This is a genomic window from Desulfocurvus sp. DL1XJH-121 (assembly GCF_054819825.1).
This window is the reverse complement of sequence record NZ_JBTVWW010000011.1, coordinates 78,409-97,403: the sequence shown is the minus strand read 5'-3', so window position 1 is coordinate 97,403 and position 18,995 is coordinate 78,409. Positions and strand designations below refer to the sequence as shown.

The 18,995-nt window shown below is 67.0% G+C and carries 19 protein-coding genes and 1 tRNA gene; 14 read left to right on the top strand and 6 right to left on the bottom strand.

The genetic code is table 11. The features are described from left to right. Positions 1-63 precede the first annotated feature (63 nt). The 5 genes from sat to ACYYG1_RS09720 all read left to right on the top strand — a co-directional run bounded on the left by sat (position 64) and on the right by ACYYG1_RS09720 (position 7,331). Positions 64-1,332, top strand: a complete 1,269-nt coding sequence (sat, locus tag ACYYG1_RS09740; RefSeq protein WP_461210110.1) for a sulfate adenylyltransferase — start codon at positions 64-66, stop codon at positions 1,330-1,332. Between the two features lie 156 nt (positions 1,333-1,488). After that, positions 1,489-3,186, top strand: a complete 1,698-nt coding sequence (locus ACYYG1_RS09735) for a hypothetical protein (protein WP_461210109.1) — start codon at positions 1,489-1,491, stop codon at positions 3,184-3,186. Then, entirely contained in the window at positions 3,137-3,409 is a 273-nt protein-coding gene (locus ACYYG1_RS09730) for a hypothetical protein (protein WP_461210108.1), read from the top strand. Before ACYYG1_RS09735 ends, ACYYG1_RS09730 begins: the two co-directional genes overlap by 50 nt. Positions 3,410-3,461: 52 nt before the next feature. Further along, entirely contained in the window at positions 3,462-5,390 is a 1,929-nt protein-coding gene (locus tag ACYYG1_RS09725; RefSeq protein WP_461210107.1) for an aconitate hydratase, read from the top strand. A gap of 39 nt (positions 5,391-5,429) precedes the next feature. Continuing rightward, positions 5,430-7,331, top strand: coding sequence for a SurA N-terminal domain-containing protein (locus tag ACYYG1_RS09720; RefSeq protein WP_461210106.1), 1,902 nt, complete (start codon positions 5,430-5,432; stop codon positions 7,329-7,331). A gap of 82 nt (positions 7,332-7,413) precedes the next feature. Here ACYYG1_RS09720 and ACYYG1_RS09715 read toward each other — a convergent pair whose 3' ends face one another. The 3 genes from ACYYG1_RS09715 to ACYYG1_RS09705 all read right to left on the bottom strand — a co-directional run bounded on the left by ACYYG1_RS09715 (position 7,414) and on the right by ACYYG1_RS09705 (position 9,253). Beyond that, the gene (locus ACYYG1_RS09715; RefSeq protein ID WP_461210105.1) at positions 7,414-7,803 is read right to left on the bottom strand and encodes a hypothetical protein; all 390 of its coding nucleotides are present in this window, start codon (positions 7,801-7,803) and stop codon (positions 7,414-7,416) included. Between the two features lie 74 nt (positions 7,804-7,877). Then, positions 7,878-8,942: a transglycosylase SLT domain-containing protein gene (locus tag ACYYG1_RS09710; RefSeq protein ID WP_461210104.1), complete on the bottom strand. Its 1,065-nt coding sequence runs from the start codon at positions 8,940-8,942 to the stop codon at positions 7,878-7,880. Between the two features lie 143 nt (positions 8,943-9,085). Next, the gene (locus ACYYG1_RS09705) at positions 9,086-9,253 is read right to left on the bottom strand and encodes a hypothetical protein (RefSeq protein WP_461210103.1); all 168 of its coding nucleotides are present in this window, start codon (positions 9,251-9,253) and stop codon (positions 9,086-9,088) included. Positions 9,254-9,689: 436 nt separating this feature from the next. On the opposite strand from ACYYG1_RS09705, the gene ACYYG1_RS09700 reads away from it, so the two are divergent. Both ACYYG1_RS09700 and ACYYG1_RS09695 read left to right on the top strand, forming a co-directional pair. Then, positions 9,690-10,259, top strand: a complete 570-nt coding sequence (locus tag ACYYG1_RS09700) for a peptidylprolyl isomerase (RefSeq protein WP_461210135.1) — start codon at positions 9,690-9,692, stop codon at positions 10,257-10,259. A 181-nt stretch (positions 10,260-10,440) separates the two neighbouring features. Beyond that, a complete protein-coding gene (locus ACYYG1_RS09695) occupies positions 10,441-11,088 on the top strand; it encodes a TetR/AcrR family transcriptional regulator (RefSeq protein WP_461210102.1) in 648 nt (215 codons plus the stop codon). A gap of 99 nt (positions 11,089-11,187) precedes the next feature. Here ACYYG1_RS09695 and ACYYG1_RS09690 read toward each other — a convergent pair whose 3' ends face one another. Continuing rightward, on the bottom strand, positions 11,188-12,171 hold the full coding sequence (locus ACYYG1_RS09690; RefSeq protein ID WP_461210101.1) for an AMIN domain-containing protein: 984 nt from the start codon (positions 12,169-12,171) through the stop codon (positions 11,188-11,190). Between the two features lie 200 nt (positions 12,172-12,371). On the opposite strand from ACYYG1_RS09690, the gene ACYYG1_RS09685 reads away from it, so the two are divergent. The 5 genes from ACYYG1_RS09685 to ACYYG1_RS09665 all read left to right on the top strand — a co-directional run bounded on the left by ACYYG1_RS09685 (position 12,372) and on the right by ACYYG1_RS09665 (position 17,004). Next, a tRNA-Ser gene (locus ACYYG1_RS09685) sits at positions 12,372-12,462 on the top strand. 433 nt (positions 12,463-12,895) lie between these two features. Further along, positions 12,896-13,915, top strand: a complete 1,020-nt coding sequence (locus ACYYG1_RS09680) for an amino acid ABC transporter substrate-binding protein (RefSeq protein WP_461210100.1) — start codon at positions 12,896-12,898, stop codon at positions 13,913-13,915. Between the two features lie 87 nt (positions 13,916-14,002). After that, the gene (locus tag ACYYG1_RS09675) at positions 14,003-15,154 is read left to right on the top strand and encodes an amino acid ABC transporter permease (RefSeq protein ID WP_461210099.1); all 1,152 of its coding nucleotides are present in this window, start codon (positions 14,003-14,005) and stop codon (positions 15,152-15,154) included. Then, positions 15,151-16,245, top strand: coding sequence for an amino acid ABC transporter permease (locus tag ACYYG1_RS09670; protein WP_461210098.1), 1,095 nt, complete (start codon positions 15,151-15,153; stop codon positions 16,243-16,245). The genes ACYYG1_RS09675 and ACYYG1_RS09670 overlap by 4 nt, the downstream gene beginning before the upstream one ends. A gap of 12 nt (positions 16,246-16,257) precedes the next feature. Next, a complete protein-coding gene (locus ACYYG1_RS09665; RefSeq protein WP_461210097.1) occupies positions 16,258-17,004 on the top strand; it encodes an amino acid ABC transporter ATP-binding protein in 747 nt (248 codons plus the stop codon). 223 nt (positions 17,005-17,227) lie between these two features. Here ACYYG1_RS09665 and ACYYG1_RS09660 read toward each other — a convergent pair whose 3' ends face one another. Both ACYYG1_RS09660 and ACYYG1_RS09655 read right to left on the bottom strand, forming a co-directional pair. Further along, positions 17,228-17,524: a hypothetical protein gene (locus ACYYG1_RS09660; RefSeq protein ID WP_461210096.1), complete on the bottom strand. Its 297-nt coding sequence runs from the start codon at positions 17,522-17,524 to the stop codon at positions 17,228-17,230. A 174-nt stretch (positions 17,525-17,698) separates the two neighbouring features. Further along, positions 17,699-17,974: a hypothetical protein gene (locus tag ACYYG1_RS09655; RefSeq protein WP_461210095.1), complete on the bottom strand. Its 276-nt coding sequence runs from the start codon at positions 17,972-17,974 to the stop codon at positions 17,699-17,701. 104 nt (positions 17,975-18,078) lie between these two features. Here ACYYG1_RS09655 and ACYYG1_RS09650 point away from each other — a divergent pair, with 104 nt between their 5' ends. Together ACYYG1_RS09650 and ACYYG1_RS09645 are read left to right on the top strand one after the other, a co-directional pair. Continuing rightward, a complete protein-coding gene (locus tag ACYYG1_RS09650; RefSeq protein ID WP_461210094.1) occupies positions 18,079-18,567 on the top strand; it encodes a hypothetical protein in 489 nt (162 codons plus the stop codon). A gap of 10 nt (positions 18,568-18,577) precedes the next feature. Then, entirely contained in the window at positions 18,578-18,988 is a 411-nt protein-coding gene (locus ACYYG1_RS09645) for a DUF5675 family protein (protein WP_461210093.1), read from the top strand. Positions 18,989-18,995 lie beyond the last annotated feature (7 nt).

The window sequence follows — 18,995 nt, the reverse complement described above, 5'->3', positions numbered from 1 at the left end:
GCGGCGGCCGAACGGCCACGCTGGAGACTAAGGTAACCAAATTCATCCCAAAAGGAGACCACAATGTCCAAATTGGTTCCCCCTCATGGTGGTAAGGGCCTGGTCGAGTGCCTGCTCAAGGGTGCCGAGCTCGATGCCGAGCTGAAGAAGGCCGAAGGTCTGAAGAAGATTGAGATTTCCGATCGCGTCAAGGGCGATCTGATTATGATGGGCATCGGCGGCTTCTCGCCCCTGAACGGTTTCATGGGCAAGGCCGACTGGAAGGGCGTGTGCGAGAGTTTCCTGATGGCCGACGGCACCTTCTGGCCCGTGCCCGTGGTCTGCGACACCAACGACGAGGCCGTGGCCGCCGGCGACGAGATCGCGCTGGTGGGCAAGGACGGCGTGACCTACGCCACCATGAAGGTCACCGAGAAGTACGAGCTGACCGAGGCCGAGAAGAAATGGGAGTGCGAGACCGTCTTCAAGGGCGGCGGCGAAGACTCCGAGCGCTTCTGGGACGTGGCTCTTGAGGACCACCCCGGCGTGCAGATGGTCATGGCCCAGGGCAAGTACAACCTGGCCGGCACCGTGAAGGTCCTCTCCGAGGGCGACTACGCCGATCGTTACCCGGGCGTCTACAAGACCCCCGCCCAGATCCGCGCCGAGATGGAAGCCAAGGGCTGGTCCAACGTCGCCGCCCTGCAGCTGCGCAACCCCATGCACCGCTCCCACGAGTTCCTGGCCAAGATCGCCGTGGAAGTCTGCGACGGCGTGGTCATCCACTCCCTGATCGGCAACCTGAAGCCCGGCGACATCCCGGGTCAGGTCCGCATCAAGTGCATTGAGACCCTGATCGACAAGTACTTCGTGAAGGAAAACGTGATCAACGCCGGGTACCCCCTGGACATGCGCTACGCCGGTCCCCGCGAGGCCCTGCTGCACGCCACCTTCCGTCAGAACTACGGCATCAACAACATGCTCATCGGCCGCGACCACGCGGGCGTGGGTGACTTCTACGGCCTGTTCGAGGCCCAGGAAATCTTCGATCGCATCCCCTATCCGGCGGAGCCGGGCAAGGCCCTGATCACCAAGCCCATGAAGATCGACTGGACCTTCTACTGCTTCAAGTGCGACGGCATGGCCTCCCTGCGCACCTGCCCGCACTCCAAGGAGGATCGCGTGATCCTGTCCGGCACCAAGCTGCGCAAGGCCCTGTCCGAGGGCGCCGAGGTTCCGGATCACTTCGGCCGCGACGAGGTCCTGACCATCCTGCGCGAGTACTACGAGGGTCTGACCGAGAAGGTCGAGATCAAGATGCAGGGTGCCGCTTCCGGCGACGTGATGAAGTAGACCGGCAGCAGCCGGTTTTACGGGGGGAGCGCCCAGCGGCGCTCCCCCTTTTTCTTGCCCCGGGCCCGGCCTGCGGGGCTGCTTGCGCTTGCCTTGTGCCGGGGGAATGGTATAGAAGCGGTTTCCCCATATCCTTAAATCCGGATCGAGACCCCCATGACGGACGACAAGCGCGGCGGCAGGCCGCCCAGGAAACAACTAGGCGACAAGAAGCCCCGCGCCGACAAGAAAACTTTTGGCGGCAGGAAGCCCTTTGACGACAAACGGACCCTGACCGAGGAACTGGTGGAGCTGGACCGCGATCTGGCGGCCCTGGTTGCCCGGCGCACGCGCCTGCTTTCGCGCGCGGCCTCGGCCCGCCACGCCAAGGGCCTGGCCCTGGCCGACCCCAGCCAGGAGCGCCGCATGCGCAGGGCCTGGGACGACGTGGCCGGCATGAGCGGCCTGGACGTCGCTCCCCTGCGCCAGATCTTCGCCCTGGCCAACGGCCTGGCCTACAACGCGGCCGTGAAGCCCGAGTCCGCGCGGCGCAAGTTCGTGATGAACCTCGCCGTGAAGGACGCGGACCTGGCCCTGCCCGGCCCGCGCTCGCGCACCCGCACCCGCATGGTCGCGGCCCTGGCCGCCCTCACGGGCGCGGACTGCTCGCTGTACCCCGCGATCATCAACGACCCGCTCATCGAACTGGTGCGGGCCCTGAACCAGGCGGGCGCGGCCCTGTCCTGGGAGGAGGGCCGCGTGGTCAGCGCCGGAGGGGCCCTGGACGCGGCGGGCAAAACCCTGCACGCGGGCGACGACCCCCTGAACCTGTTCCTGCTCCTGGCCCTGTGCCTGCCCCAGGTGGGGCGCACCACCATCACCGGCGGCACGCGCCTGAAGCTCCTGGACCTGGGCCCGGCCGCCGGGGTGCTGGCGGGCCTGGGCGTGCGCCTGACCTCCATCGAGCCCCACGTGCCCGGCGCGCCCGTGCGCCTGGAAAGCGCGGGCATGACCACGGGCGCCTGCCGCCTGCCCGGGGACTTCCCCCCGGGATTGGCCCTGGCCATGGCCCTGGCGGGCCCGACCTATCCCGAGGGCCTGCGCATGACCTGGGACGCGGGTTGGAGCGGGGCCCAGGCCCTGGGCCACGCCGTGGACGTGCTGGCCTCCTGCGGGGTGGACGCCGAACTCTCGGAAACGGAATTTTTCGTGCCCAGGGCCGCGCTGGCCGCGCCCAAGGGCCTGGACCCCGAGGTCGCGTTCCTGGACCCGGAGCTGGCCGCCGTGCTCCTGGCCCTGCCGCGCTTCACGGGCGGCAGCGTGACCCTCGCGGGCCTCTGGCCCGCCGGGGACCCCGAGGCCGACGCGGCCGAGGCCCTGCTGCGCGCCGCGGGCCTGGAAATCGTCGTGTCCGGGGAGGGCGTGCGTTCCTCCGCCGGATCCTGGCCCGATGAGCTGGACCTGGACGCCACGCGCGGGTTCTTCCCCCTGGCCGTGGCCCTGGGCCTGGCCTCGCCAGGTGACGCGCGCATCGGCGTGGCCGAGGACGAGGACACGGCCACGGCCGAGGACCTGGCCGGGCGCATGGGCCGCTTCGCCCGGGTCAAGCCCGGGCGGGTGGTTATCGTGGGCGGCGGCAACACGTGGGCCGACCCCATGCGCCCCTTCCCCTGCCCCTCGGCCCAGTGGAGCCTGGCCCTGGCCCTGGCCTCCACCACGGCCAGGGGCGTGACCCTGGCCAACCCGGGCGTCCTGTCCGAGACGTGGCCGGGGTTCTGGGGTCTGTTCGCGGACAATTTCAAGCCCAAGGATAAGGAGCCCGCCCATGACGACGGAGCCAAGAAGGGACGCAGAATCCGCATCCCAAGAGATTGAGCGCCTGGAGCGCGAGGCCTCGGAAATGCTCGTGCAGCAGGAAACCGTGGCCGCGCAGATCCGCGCCCTGATGTCCCGCGAGGACCAGGGCGCGGGCATCGACTACGCCCAGGAGATATTCAGGCTCTCGCAGGAAAAGCTGCGCCTGGCCGCGGAGGTGGACTTCCGCAGGGCCCGGGCCAACCGCCTGCGCCTGGCCGGTTCCGACGGACCGCTTCAATAACCCCTTCTCCCAGATCCGGCTGGCCCCGGCCTCCGGCGCAAAGGACCGCATCATGCCCGTGAACCTGACCCGCAAGATCATCGCCGCCCACCGCCTGGACGGGGACATGGCCCCCGGCTCCGCCGTGGCCCTGAAAATCGACCAGACCCTGACCCAGGACGCCACGGGCACCATGGCCTGGCTGCAGTTCGAGGCCATGGGCGTGCCCCGCGTGCGCACGGAGCTTTCCGTGAGCTACGTGGACCACAACACCTTGCAGATGGGCTTCCGCAACCCCGACGACCACCGCTTCCTGCGCACCGTGGCCGCGCGCCACGGGGCCGTGTTCTCGCCTCCGGGCACGGGCATCTGCCACCAACTGCATCTGGAGAATTTCGCGCGCCCCGGGCGCACCCTCATCGGGTCCGACAGCCACACCCCCACCGCGGGCGGCGTGGGCTGTCTGGCCATGGGCGCGGGCGGCCTGTCCGTGGCCCTGGCCATGGCCGGCGAGCCCTACACCATCCCCATGCCCAAGGTCCTGGGCGTGCGCCTGGAGGGCCGGCTCACGGGCTGGGCCGCGGCCAAGGACATCATCCTGCACCTGTTGGGCGAGTTGTCCGTGAAGGGCGGCGTGGGCCGCGTGGTGGAGTTCTTCGGCCCGGGCGTGGCCACCCTGTCCGTGCCCGAGCGCGCCACCATCACCAACATGGGCGCGGAGCTGGGCGCCACCACGTCCATCTTCCCCAGCGACGAGTGCACCCGCGAGTTCTTCAAGGTCATGGGCCGCGAGGGCGACTTCGAGCTCCTGGGCGCCGACGAGGGCGCGGAATACGACGAGGAGATGACCATCGATCTTTCGGCCCTGGAGCCCCTGGTGGCGGCCCCGCACATGCCCGACGTGCGCCGCCCCGTGCGCGAGCTGGCCGGCCTCAAGGTGGACCAGTCTGCCATCGGCTCCTGCACCAACTCCTCTTATGCGGATATGAAGACCGTGGCCGGGATGCTGGCCGGCGAGCGCGTGGCCCCGTCCACGGACCTGCTCATCTCCCCCGGCTCCAAGCAGGTGTTGCAGATGATCGCGGCCGAGGGGCTGCTGGAGCCGGTGCTGGCCTCGGGCGCGCGCCTGCTGGAGTGCACCTGCGGCCCGTGCATCGGCATGGGCGGCTCGCCCGTGAGCGCGGGCGTGTCCGTGCGCACCTTCAACCGCAACTTCGAGGGCCGCTCCGGCACCCTGGACGCCCAGGTCTACCTGGCCAGCCCGCAGACCGCGGCCATGTGCGCCCTGCGCGGCGAGTTCACGGACCCGGCCACCTGGGGCGAGCCCCCGGCGCGGCCCGAGTTCCCGGCCGAGGCGCCCTCCATCCGCCATCTCTTCCTCATGCCCCCGGACGACGGCGCGGGCGTGGAGGTGCTGCGCGGGCCCAACATCGTGCCCCTGGAAGAGTTCGCGGCCTTGCCCGAGACCATCGAGACCAGCGTGGCCCTGAAAGTGGGCGACAACATCACCACGGACCACATCCTGCCCGCGGGCGCGCAGATCACGGCGCTGCGGTCCAACATCCCGGCCATCAGCCAGTACGTCTTCTCCCGCGTGGACGAGGGCTTCGTGCCCCGCATCACCCAGGCGGGGGGCGGCGTCATCGTGGGCGGCGAGAACTACGGCCAGGGCTCCTCGCGCGAGCACGCGGCCCTGGGGCCGCGCCACCTGGGCGTGGCCGCCGTGTTGGTCAAGTCCCTGGCGCGCATCCACCGGGCCAACCTGGTCAACTTCGGCATCCTGCCGCTGTTGTTCGCGGACCCGGCGGACTACGACCGTCTGGAGCAGGGCGCGGCCCTGACCATCCCGGCGGCGGCCATCGTCCCCGGCGGCGAGGTGGCCCTCGCCGTGGCCGGAGGCGGCGAGGTGGCGGCCCGAAATGATTTGACGGAAAATGAGCTGGCTATTATTCAGGCAGGCGGCCTGCTGAACTATGTCCGCAGGGCTGCGGACAACGTCTAGGCCCCACAGCCGAACCCTCTCAAGACACTTGGAGAGACAATGCTCGACGGATTGAGACAACATGCCGGATCGTGGATCATCAAGATCCTCTTCGGCATCATCATCCTGGCCTTCGTCTTCGCCTACGGCTCTGGCACCCTGGGCAACAAGGGCGGCGCCGTGCTGGCCTACGTGGACGAGACGCCCCTGTTGATCAAGGACTTCCAGCTGCGCCTGCGCCGCGAGATGGACCAGGTGCGCTCGCAGATGCCCAAGGCCTCCGACGAGGACCTGGCCCAGATGAAGATCAAGGACCGGGTCCTGTCCTCGATGGTCAATTCCCTGCTCATCCGCCAGAGCGCGGAGAAGCTGGGCCTGACCGTGGCCGATGCCGAGGTCAAGGAGCGCATCCGCGTCTACCGGGCCTTCAGGAACGACAAGGGCGGCTTCGACACCGCCATCTACCGGGCCGTGCTTTCGAGCAACAACATGACCCCGGCCGAGTTCGAGGCCGGGTTGCGCGCCGACCTGACCGCCGAGAAGCTCCAGAGGCACCTGGCCTCCACCGTGCTGGTGGACGAGGCCGAGGCCCGCGACTTCTTCCTCTACGGCGGGGAGCAGGCCGTGATCGACTACCTGCTGTTCCCCTGGGGCGACTTCGCCAAGGGCGTCGAGCCCGCGCAGTCCGACATCGAGGCCTACTACGAGGAGCACAAGGAGCGCTTCAAGCGCCCGGCCCGCGCCACCTTGCAGTACCTGAGCTTCACGCCCCAGGCCCTGGCCAAGGACCAGCCCGTGTCCGCCGAGGAGATCAAGACCTACTACGAGGGGCACAAGGCCGAGTTCGCCAGCCCCGAGCAGGTCCGCGCCCGGCACATCCTGCTCAAGCTGGACCAGGACGCCGGGGACAAGGACGTCAAGGACGTCCGGGCCAAGCTCCTGCGCATCAAGGCCGAACTGGGCAAGCGCGACTTCGCCGCCCTGGCCGAGAAATATTCCCAGGGCCCCAGCAAGGCCCAGGGGGGCGACCTGGGCTGGTTCAGCAAGGGCATGATGGTCCCGGCCTTCGAGGAGGCCGCCTTCGCCCTCAAGCCCGGCGAGGTCAGCGACCCCGTGCGCACCAGCTTCGGCTGGCACCTCATCAAGCTTGAGGAGCATCGCGACGCGGGCACCGAAACCATAGAGGAGGCCACCCCGCGCATCAAGGCCCAGCTGGCCGAGGAAAAGGCGGCCACCGCGGTGGGCGAGAAGCTGGATCAGGGCATCGACCAGATCATCGTGGGCGACTCCCTGGCCAAGGTGGCCGAGACCCTGGGCATGAACCTGGAGTCCACGGGCCCCGTGACCGAGGACATGCTGGTCCAGGGCCTGGGCGTGGACGCGGACTCCGCGCACTCCCTGTTCAACCTCGTGCCCGGCAAGGCCTCGGAAACCCCCGTGGCCGTGGAGGGAGGCTACATCCTGGTCTCCAAGGCAGCTTTTGTGGACGCCACCTACGCGCCCGTGGAGAAGGTCAAGGGCGCCATCGTCGAGGCCCTGCGCCGCGAGACCGCCATGGGTCTGGCCCAGAAGAAGGCCGACTCCGTGCTGGCGGCCCTGCTCGACGAATCCAAGGCCGAGGACACCGAGGCCGCCCAGGCCAAGGCGATCCACACCAGCAAGCCCTTCGGCCGCCGGGGCCTGATCCCCGAGCTGGGCATGAATCCGCCCCTGGTGGAGTCGGTGTTCGCCGCGCCCCAGGGCAAGTGGCTGGACAAGAGCTTCGCCGTGAACGACGGCTACGTGCTGGTGCGCCCGGACGCGCGCATCGCGCCGCCCGAGGAGCAGTGGGAGCGCCAGAAGCCCATGCTCATGGCCCAGCTCCGTCAGCTCAAGGGCAACGAGATGTTCATGGCCTACCTCTCGGATCTGCGCGACAAGGCCGAGATCAAGATCGTGGAGCCCCGGCTGCTGGAAGACTAGCCGCCGCCGGACAAACCAATGCGACAACCCCCGTCTCCGAGAGGAGACGGGGGTTTTTGGTGCGCGATGGCCGTGGCCCGGGCTAGTCGTTGCGGGGGCGGCGGAAGCGGCGGCGGCGGGGCTTGGGCGGCTCGATGCCCAGGGCCCCGCGCACGATCTCGGTGATGAAGATGGCGATCTTCATGGGCAGGTACACGTAGGTCATGACCATGACCAGGGCGTAGGCGTAGCCGCCGTTCCAGGGCCGGGCCTTGTACCAGGCGTAGTCCGGGTGGTTCCAGACGATGAAGAAGAAGAACACGCCGCCCATGAGGTGGGCGAAGGACGCCAGGCGGCCGCCGCGCTTGTAGTAGGCCAGATAGACCACGCCCATGAGCCCCAGGTACAGGAGCAGGCTCAAGGGACCCGTCAGGGTCAGGGAGATTTCCAGACCCCTGTTCACGATGTCCAGGATGTTGTCCAGGAGTTGCATGGCGCTGCCTCCTTGTTTCCCCCATAAGCATGAAAAGGGAAAAAGGCAACGGGGACTGGGCCGTGGACGGCCTGCTAGGCCATGCGCAGTGCTATTTCGTGATGGTTCACGAGGATGCGGCTGACGTAGCTCACGGTGGAGTCGAACCCTGGGATGCGGCCGTAGCGGCCGTACACGTCGCCGTCCTCGCGGGTGTTGCCCAGACCGCAGTGGTAGCCCGCTGCGGCGCTGAGGATGTTGCCGTTTCGCGCGCGCAGGAACCGGGCCAGCATGAGCACCATGGCGTCCACGGGCCGCTTGTACAGCACGCGCTCGTCAAAGGCCTTGAAGAAACGCACGTCCTTGTCGTCGAAGATGCTGCGGCCCTTGAAGTTCTCGCGCAGGTAGCGGCGGTAGCGGCTGCGGGATTCCTTGACCTGGTCGTCCAGGCCCTGGGCCTCGGCGTCGGCCGCGAGCCAGTCCCCGGCCCGGGGGGCCGCCTCGCCCGCGCGTCCGGCGGAAAGGGCCTCACGCAGGTATTCGGTGGCGTCGCCCGCCACCTTGTTGCGGCGGCGCATGGCCTTTTTCCAGTCCGCCCGGCGCTGGTAGTAGTTGTCCACCTCCCGAGCCCACTGGGGCAGGGCGTAGGGCGCGGACGAGTGCTCCGGGCGGGTTCCGCCGCAGGTCATGCCGTACTCCGCGGCCGTGGCCGGGATGAACTGGCAGATGCCCACGGCCAGGGCCCGGGACACGGCGAATTCGTAGAAAAACGACTCGGTCATGATCTGGGCCGCCACCCAGACCGGGTCCACGGGATACACGTCATGGTGGGCGCGAACGCTTCTGACGATCCACAGGCAGATGTTCGTGACGCGCTTTTCCAGGTCCATGCTGCCGTAGCGCTGTTTCCATACGGGCAGGGTCCTGCCCTTGTAGTTGGCGCGCACGGCCTCCAGGATGGCTCGGCCCAGGCGCGCCTGGAGCAGGCGGCCTTGTTTGCCGTCCAGGGGCGGCGACCAGGTGCGGGGCACCATGACGTTGATGGGCGTTTCCAGAAGGGCGGCGGCCGGGGCGGGTACGGCCCCGGCCACGGCGCAGACGGCCGGTGCCAGGGCGGCGGCCACCATGGCCTTGACGGCGTGGCGGCGGCTGGGATCCATAGTGCGTTCCTCGGGGCTGGCGGGTTTGTCGGGCCAGGGCCCGTGGGCCCTGGGGAGAACATACACGCAAACGCGCGTCTCCGCGAGGGGCGGAAAGGGTGTGGAAAACGCCCCGCGCGTGGCGCGCGGGGCGGAGGGGCGTCTTAGAACAGCATGGAGAACAGGCGCACGGCCAGAGGCGTGGGCTTCTTGGGCGGCACCAGGGGCATCGCGGCGCGCCTTTTCAGGGCGTCGAGTTCCCGGTCCAGCCGGGAGCGGTCGTCGCTGAGATGCTTGCTGGAAAATTCCAGAGATTTGCGAAGCCTTTTCATTTCGCGGGCATGAGCCTCTATGATAGTTTCCACGGACTGCATGGTTTCCTGCCTCGTTCCTGTGTTGAGGAGCGGCCTTCGGGCCTTGGCGTCATCCCTGCGCCTTGGCCCCTGATCCAGTGCCTGGGCCCGGGTTCCCCTTTCCGGGCGTTCCAAGTTTTCCACATAGTCTTTTTGATCCTGTGGAAAACCAACGGGTTGACCTTACTATAATGACAAATTCAGTGGGCTAACAAATAGAAAATTTAAATCGAAACTATAATTATGATTTGCAGAACAAATAATTTTGCTGAAATATCGTTTACATTGGCAAAAGTCCAGATTTTGAAAGTGTATAGCTCGGCGGGCCCGACGCGATATTCTTTGACTTCGCGCTGTTCCTTTCCTATCCATGGTCCAGACACCCTTCCAAGGAGGAAATCCGATCATGAAATGGATGATCCGCTCTTTGTTCGCCGTGGCCCTTGTCCTGGCCTTCTGGTCGTCCAACTCCCTGGCCGCGGGCCCCGTGGTCGTGCTGGAGACCAGCGAGGGCGACGTCATGCTGCTCCTGGACGATGCCAAGGCCCCGAAGACCGTGGCCAATTTCCTGCGCTACGTGGACTCCGGCTTCTACGAGGGGACCATCTTCCACCGCGTGATCAAGGACTTCATGATCCAGGGCGGCGGGTTCGACCAGCGCATGCTCATGAAACCCGCGGGCCCGCCCATCGCCAACGAGGCGGACAACGGGCTGTCCAACAAGCGCGGCACCATCGCCATGGCCAGGACCATGGACCCTCAGAGCGCCAGCAGCCAGTTCTACATCAACCACAAGGACAATCCCTTCCTGGATTTCACAGCCAAGACCAACCAGGGCTGGGGGTACGCCGTGTTCGGGCGCGTGATCCGCGGCATGGACGTGGTGGACCGCATCGCTTCGGTGAAGACGGGCGTGCGCGGCGGCATGCAGGACGTGCCCGTAACGGCGGTGATTCTCAAGCGCGCCTATCGCCGGACCGAATAGAAAACCGGTTTGTCTTTTCGCAAAACAGGGCCCCGTCCGTTCTGGATGGGGCCTTTTGTGTATACAGGGGGAGCGTCTGGTTGCAGAAACACCTGCCAAGGAAGGATTTTTCAGTTGACAGTATGCCGTTACGAAAGTAGGCCAAGCGTATACGGAACTTCGAATAATCGGGGATTCTGCCATGAACAGAGACGCAACTGGTGTAAGAAAGCGCATACTGGAGACAGCCTACGCCAAATTCTCCAAACTCGGTGTGCGTGGCGTGACCATGGACGACATAGCGTCGGACCTCCGCATGAGCAAAAAGACCTTGTACAGGCATTTTGCAGGCAAAGAGGACCTGGTCCGGACCCTGCTCATGGAAAAATATCTCTCGCGGCATGAGGACATCTTCAAGGTGCTGGCCCAGGGCGGCACCATCCGCGAGTTGTTCGCCAGGGTCTTTCCCTTGATAGGGCGCTACGTCCAGTCCCTGTCGCCCGCATTCATGGCCGACGTGCAGCACGAGTACCCCCGGGTATGGGAACTGCACGAGCAGAGCCGCAGCCTGATGATCAGCCGCTTCGCGCGGGTGCTGGAGGCGGGCGTTGCCAGCGGGGAGGTTCGCCCCGGCATCGACCCGGAGGTCGCGGCGGGCATCATGCAGTGCGTGGTCACAAGCTACATGGTGCCGGACAGGTTCCGCGACACCGAGAAGACCCTGCCCCATGCCTTCCTGACGTGGTTTTCCATGTTCACGGGCGGCATGTTCCAGGACCCGCCCGACATCCAGGGGATGTGGGACAGGGACGTGGCCGCGCACAAGGCGGAGGCCGGAGCGCAGGACTAGGGGATCAAGCCTTGGAAGGATTTCGCCAATCAGGCGTGCCGTCCGGCCAGCAATGGCCGGACGGCACGCTTTTCTTTTGCGGGGGAACGGCGCGCCGGTTCAGCGCACCGTGATCACGATCCCCTGGTCCGTGACGCGCACCGAGGCCTTCTCCGGGGCGGCCGAGAGATCCAGGACAACGCGCAGGTGGTCGTCGTGGACCCCCAGGCGCAGGGCCTTGCCCTTGCCCTGGCCCACGGGCAGGACGCGTTCGCCCGGATATGACCAGCGCCCCGGTATGTCCACCACATAGCGCGGCGGCGAGTCCAGGCTGAAGCCCGAGGGCCGCCCCGGCTTTCCGTCCACGTCCAGGGTCACCACCAGGGCCCCGTTCCAGATCCCGGTGCGCACGCCCTTCAGGCCGGCCCGGGCGGCCGTTCCGACGCCCCGGGGCTGGCCGGAGGGGCGCACGGGCTTGGGCGGGGCCTGGACGACGATCTCTTCCAGAGGCGGTTCCTCGGCGGGCGGTTCTTCGGCGACGGCGGCGGGAAGGGGCGGGGAGGGCTCGTCCTGGGCCGTGGAGTTGGTCTCGGCCGTCTCGTCGTCGGCCTGGCCGGTCGCCGCCGTGTCCTCGGCGGGCGCGGCGTCAAGGGTCTCCGTCGCCGTGGTCGGAACGGCCGCCGGTTCGGCGGCCGCCTCGGCCGGAGCGGGAAGCGGGGCCGTGGCGTTGTCCGCCGCCGCGGGCAGGGCCGCAGGGCCGGTGCCGGGCGCGGCGACGCCCGGGGTTTCCGGGTTGACCTCGCAGCGTATGGAGTGGGGACCCAGTTCGGGGCCTCCCCGGTGGAACAGCCACAGACCGCCCAGGGCCAGCACGGCGACCAGGGCCACGGCCAGGGCCGCGCGCGCCGGGCCGGAGGCGTAGAGGTCGCCCGGGCCCAGGCTGGTCTTGCCGCAGCGCACGCAGGTGTAGCTGGCCACGGGCAAGAGCGCCAGGAGCCTGGCCAGGCCCTTGCGCACTTCGTGGACCATGAGGTCGTTGCCGCAGTTGGAGCACTTCACGTTTTTCGTTTCCCGCTGCCCGGAGGCGATGATGCGCTGTTTCATACGGGGAAACAGCGCCCCTTGCAAGGTGGGGAAAACCACGCGAATTACCGCCATTTCCGGCCCTTGCGGTGGGGGGCCGCCCATTGGGGCGATTTCACTTGACAAAGAAGCGGCCCTGCCCGTATCCATTAGCTCCCTGTTGGGCCGGATCGCGGCCGCGGGGCCGATCGTTGCCCGGGGCTTCCCGCGCGACGACCCTTGGAGAGGTGGCCGAGCTGGCTGAAGGCGCGCCCCTGCTAAGGGCGTATACCTTTACGGGTATCGAGAGTTCAAATCTCTCCCTCTCCGCCAGGACTGCAAGGGGTTATCAATCATGGTCTTCCAGGTTGATAACCCCTTTTTCCTTGCCCTCCGCCCCGCGCCATCTCGCCGAACCGCTCCCCGGAGTCGGGAAGAGCGGCGTCCCCGTGTATAAGCCTTCCTATATCAAAATATTTTCCGCACAAGAAATGCCGACGTCGTTTTGCGCGCAATTGTCATGTTTTGCGCCCGTTTCCTTGCCTTTTGGTGTGCCGGGGCCCGCGCGCGCGGGGCTTCGCACGCGTTTCGCACGCGCGCGCCATGCCGTGCGCGTTGCCGCGCCTCCCGACGGGCGATGAGAAGAAATACGATATCTTAGGGGCCGTTGTTGACACGCTGTAACCTGTTTGTAACATAGCCGGGGGTTACGCCTTTCCATTTGTTCCCATCAGCCCATAAGACAAGCACTCCAAGGAGAGAGAGGATGAAAAATTTCGCTAAGTTGATGTTGGCTGCGGCCATGTTGGCCCTGGTCTGCGGCGTTGCCGCCGCGGGCACTTTGGAGACGGTCCAGCAGAGCGGCAAGATCACGCTGGGCGTGAGCGAAGGCGTCCCCGGTTTTTCGGCGCCTGATTCCAACGGCCGCTGGGTCGGTTTCGACGTGGACATGGGCCGCGCCGTGGCCGCCGCCGTGCTCAAGGACGCCGAGGCGCTGAAGTTCGTTCCCCTGGCCTCCAAGCAGAAGGTTGTCGCCGCCTCCTCGGGGCAGGTGGACCTGGTGTCCCGCACCACCACCTGGACCATGAAGCGCGACTGCAAGCAGGGCGTGGACTTCACCGTCGTGGTCTTCTACGATGGCCAGGGCTTCATGGTGAAGAAGTCCCTGGGCGTGAGCAACGCCAAGGAGTTGGACGGCGCTTCCGTGGCCGTGGTCTCGGGCACCACCTCCGAGCTCAACGTGGCCGACTTCGCGCGCAAGCACAACATCAAGCTTGAGACCGTGGTCTTCGATTCCAAGAAGGAGGCCTTCAACGCCTACCTCCAGGGCCGCACCGACGTCTTCTCCACGGACATCAGCCAGTTGGCCGCCCTGCGCACCAGCGCGCCCACACCCGCCGACCACGTGGTCCTGCCCAACGCCATCTCCAAGGAGCCCCTGTCGCCCTTCGTGCGCCACGGCGACAACCAGTGGAAGGACCTGGTCACCTGGGTCCTCAACGGGCTCATCGAGGCCGAGGAGAAGGGCATCACCCAGGCCAACGTCGAGGACGTCAAGGCCAATTCCACGGACCCCGTAGTCCAGCGCATGCTGGGCGTCACGGGCGACGTGGGCTCCTTCATCGGCCTGGACAACGACTGGCTGGTGCGCGCCATCAAGGCCGTGGGCAACTACGGCGAGATCTACGACCGCCACTTCGGCCCCAAGACGCCCATGAACATTCCCCGCGGCGTGAACAGCCTCTGGACCGAGGGCGGGCTGCTGTACGCCATGCCCATCCGCTAGCCGGTTTGCATCAACACCTTTGCCGCCCCGCGCCGCCGGCCGCAACCGGCGACGCGGGGCTCACCCTTATCTGAATGTAGAGCCATTTTGAAAACCTCAAGCTTCAAAGACCAGCTCGTGGCCCTGGTTCCGCAGGTGCTCGTCGTTGGCGGGGCCGTCTACGTGGCCCTGCTGCTCTTCCAGAATACCCAGGCCAACCTCGAAGCCCGCAACATCGCCTCGGGCTTCGGCTTCCTGGGCGTGGAGGGCGGCCTGCCCATCAACGACACGCTGCTGCCCTATTCCCCGGCCGACACCTACGGCTACGCCTTCCTGGTGGGAGCCCTGAACACCCTGTTCGTGGCCGCCCTGGCCATCGTGTTCTCCACGGTGGTGGGCGTCGTGGTCGGCGTGGCCCGGGTGTCCGCCAACTGGCTGGTGGCCAGGTTGGCCGCCGTGTACGTGGAGGTCCTGCGCAATATCCCGCTGCTGTTGTCGCTGTTCTTCTGCTACTCCATCGTGCTGGTGTCCCTGCCTCATCCTCGCAAGAGCCTGACCCCGCTGCCCGACGTGTTCCTGAACAACCGGGGCGTGTTCCTGCCCCGGCCCGAGATGCAGGACGGCATGTATTTCGTGCTGGCGGCCGTGGCCGTGGCCGTGGCCGCGTCGGTGTTGGTCTGCCTCTGGTCCCGCCGCAGGCAGGACGAGACGGGCCGGGGCCTGCGCTCGGGGTGGATATCCCTGGGACTTTGCGTCGGCCTGCCCGTGGCGGCGTATTTCCTGGCCGGACGGCCCGTGCAGTTCGACGTGCCCGCGCTCAAGGGCTTCAATTTCAAGGGCGGCATGGTGATGCGGCCCGAGTTCTTTTCCCTGCTCCTGGTGCTGGTGCTCTACACAGCCGCCTACATCGGCGAGAACGTTCGCAGCGGCATCCAGTCCGTGGACAAGGGCCAGCTGGAGGCGGCCAAGGCCCTGGGCCTCAAGCCCGGGCTGATCATGCGCAAGGTCATCCTGCCCCAGACGCTTCGTGTGTGCATTCCCGCCACCACCAACGACTACTGCAGCCTGGTCAAGAACACCTCCCTGGCCGTGGCCATCGGCTATCCGGACATGGTTTCCGTGGGCGGCACCATCGTCGGCCAGAACGACCAGGCCATCGAGATCATCGCCATGTGGATGGCCGTGTACCTGGCCATCAACCTGGTCATCTCCGTGGTCATGAACTGGTTCAACGCCAAGGTGCAGCTGGTGGAGCGATGAGCGAACTCAAGACCTTCACTCCGTCCCCCTCGGCCCCGGCCCCCGTCACCCAGACCGGGGTCATCCGTTGGCTGCACGCCAACCTGTTCGCGGGCTGGCTCAATTCCCTGCTCACGGTCCTGGCCCTGTGGCTGCTGTACAAGGCCGTGCCGCCCATCCTGTCCTGGGGCGTGTTCGACGCCGTGTGGACGGGCGGGCCCGAGGCCTGCCAGGGCGCCACGGGCGCCTGCTGGACGTTCATCTGGCACAAGCTGCGCATCCTGATGGTGGGCACCTATCCCCAGGAGCTGATCTGGCGGCCCGCCGCCGTGGGGCTCCTGTTCGCCGGGGCCGTGGCCGCCACGGTGAGCGGGCGCTGCCGCCGCTGCGTGCTCGCGGGCCTGTGGCCGGTGCTGTTCGTGGCGTCCCTGTGGCTCATCGGCGGGGGCGCGGGGCTCGAGGTAGTGGACCAGTCCCAGTGGGGCGGGCTCATGCTCAGCCTGGGCCTGGCCGCGGTGGGCATCCTGTTCTCCATTCCCCTGGGCATCCTGCTGGCCCTGGGGCGGCAGTCCCGGATGCGCGGCATCTCCGCCGTGTGCACGGGGTTCATCGAGCTGGTGCGCGGCGTGCCCTTGATCACCATCCTGTTCATGGCCTCGGTGATGATGCCGCTGTTTCTGCCCGTGAACATGCAGATCAACAACCTCTTGCGCGTGCAGCTGGGCATCATCATGTTCTCCTCGGCCTACATCGCCGAGGTGGTGCGGGGCGGGCTCCAGGCCGTGCCCAGGGGGCAGGGCGACGCAGCCAAGGCCCTGGGCCTGGCCCCGTGGATGATCCTCGGCTTTGTGATCCTGCCCCAGGCCCTGCGCTACGTGCTGCCGTCCCTCATCGGGCGTTGCATCGCCCTGCTCAAGGACACTTCCCTGGTGATCATCGTCGGGCTCCTGGACTTCCTGGGCATGGCCAAGGCCGCCGCCCAGGACCAGCACTGGCTGGGGCGCGACGCCGAGGCGTACATCTTCTGCGCCCTGGTCTACTGGTGCTTCTGCTTCGGCATGAGCCGCTACGGCCGCAGCATTGAAAAGCGCGGCCCCAAGACAAACCATTAAAAGGCGCACGTCATGAATGCCAACGAAATAGTCATCGAGGTCAAGGGCCTGAATAAGTGGTACGGCGACTTCCACGTGCTCAAGAACATCGACCTCCAGGTGCGCAAGGGCGAGCGCATCGTCATCTGCGGCCCCTCGGGGTCGGGCAAGTCCACCCTGATCCGCTGCGTGAACCAGCTGGAGCACCACGAGCAGGGCTCCATCGTGGTCCAGGGCACCGAGCTTTCGGGCCGCCTGAAGGGCATCGAGAAGATCCGCCGCGAAGTGGGCATGGTCTTCCAGAGCTTCAACCTTTTCCCGCACATGACCGTGATGCAGAACCTGACCCTGGCTCCGGTGTGGGTGCGCAAGATGCCCAAGAAGGAGGCCGAGGCCACGGCCCTGCATTATCTCGACCGGGTGCGCATCGCCGAGCAGGCGGACAAGTATCCGGGCCAGCTTTCCGGCGGGCAGCAGCAGCGCGTGGCCATCGCCCGGGCCCTGTGCATGAGCCCCGATATCCTGCTCTTCGACGAGCCCACCTCGGCCCTGGATCCGGAGATGATCAAGGAAGTCCTGGACGTCATGATCAGCCTGGCCGAGGAGAACATGACCATGGTCTGCGTGACCCACGAAATGGGCTTTGCCCGCACCGTGGCCGATCGCGTGATCTTCATGGATTGCGGCGAGATAGTCGAAGAGAACACCCCGGAAGAGTTCTTCACCAATCCCCAGTACGACAGGTCCAGGCTGTTCCTGAGCCAGATCCTGCACCACTAGGCGGGGCGATCCCCCACACGTTCCCGGCCGGAATCTCCGGCCGGAGGATGCGGCCGTCCGTCCCCGGCATCCTCGCCGCCAGGCCCTTGGGGCGGCAAGCGGGAAGGCCGGAACGGCTTGCATATTCACTTCATACGGATGAGCGGGCGGACGCCCGCGAGGCCCGGGAGGCGCCCGCGCTCCGGCGGCTGGTTCTGCGCGCCGAACGGTAGGCGTATCTAGCCTATTTTTCGGAGGGGCTGGTGGGCTGGTTTCGCTGTTCGTCCGGAGAGGTGTCCGGGCCTTCGGCCCGGGGGCGCGGGGCCGAAGGCGGGGCCTGTGCCCACAGGGCGCAGGCCAGTGCGTGGACCTGGTCGCCCAGCATCTCCGCCAGGCAGCCCGCCCCGGTGGCCCGGACCGGGGTTCCGGCCTGGTCCAGGCTGTCGAAGGCGTCGCCCAGGAAGTGCAGGGCCGAGGCCACGTCGAACAATTCCGATAGCGGGTCCCTTGCCGTGGAGCTGCGTGTCGAGTCTGTGCTCATGCTTCCATCCTCACGGTTGCGGTGGTGAAGGGGGCGCAGCCGGGCACGGCCGCCCGCACTGCGCCATGATGGAGCATGAAGGTAGTTTATATAGTATCGCCAGTAAATATGTGAAAAGCCGGTAGAAGGCGCGGGCGGGTTTTGCCGTCCGGGCCGGGGCGCGGTGGGGCGCGGCTAGGGCTGGAAGGGGGAGGCCTCGCGGCCGGGCAGGGACTGGGAGACCCGCCAGCACAGGGAGGCGAAGTCCTGGTGCACGGCCTGGGCCAGCCGGTAGGCGTCCTGGAGCTTCAGGCTGCGGCCCGAGTTGCGCACCTTGCGGTAGGTGCCCACGGGATCCTGTTGCAGGGGGAAGGCCGCCCGGGCGATGTCCGAGTGGCTGCGGCCCTGGCGGATGCGCGCCGCCTCGATGGCGTCCAGATAGCGTTGGGTGAAATCCAGTGCCTCGTCCATTGCATTACTATAGCCGATATCGCCTCCTGGGCAATAGGTGAAAATAGCCTAGAATTCCCCGGGGCCCCCTTGACGTATAGGCGATTTTAGCCTATATTGCGCCCATGCCTACATCCGGAAAAGAGGATGGGACTGGACGGTTTTCCGACGTCTGGGTCCCGGTTCCCGTGCGCGGGCTGCGCCTGGGGTTCGAGATGAACCCCGCGGGCCACGTGCGCAAAACGACGCCCGTGCCGGGGAGCCGGTGGCTCGTTCCCCTGCCCGACCTGGGGGACGGCAGGGGCTGGGGCTACAGGTTGCGGCAGGGCGGGCGGGAGTGCGGGCTGGCCGCGTCGGCCATCTTCGAATTCTTCGGCCCGGAGTTTCAGGGGCAGGCGAAATCCGCCTTTGCGGACGCCATCGGCACGGCCAGGCGCGAGAACCGCCGCGAACTGGACGCCTATCTGCTGCGCGAGCCGCTGGGGGCGCTGCTCCTGGAAGGGGAGCCCAGGCATCTGGACGGACTGGCCGCCGCGCTGGCCTCGGGCTGCCCCTGGGAATGGGGGCGCATCCGGGGCGACGCCCGGGGCGCGGATCCGATCCTTGGATTCTAGGGGGGAGGCCATGCGATTCGATCCCGTTGTGGAAATCATCCGGCTGGAGGAATCGGCCCAGGGAACCCTGGGCGCCCTCAGGCTGAACAAGGAGCTCGTCTGCGCCACCCTGGAGCCGCCGGACCGCGAGAACGCGGCGGGCGTGTCCAGCATCCCGGCCCAGCAGTACCGTTGCGCGCGGCACGCGTCGGCGAAATTCGGCGAGACATTCGAGGTCCTGGACGTGCCCGGGCGCACCCACGTTCTCTTTCACGCCGGGAACACGGCCGCGCAGACCCGGGGCTGCATCCTGCTGGGCGGGGCCTGGGGCCGCGTGGGCGGCGGTCGCGCGGTGCTGGACAGCCGCGAGGCCTTCACGCGGTTCATGGACCGGCTTTCGGGCGCGGATTCCTTTCATCTGACCATCTACGAACAATACTGAGGGGGGC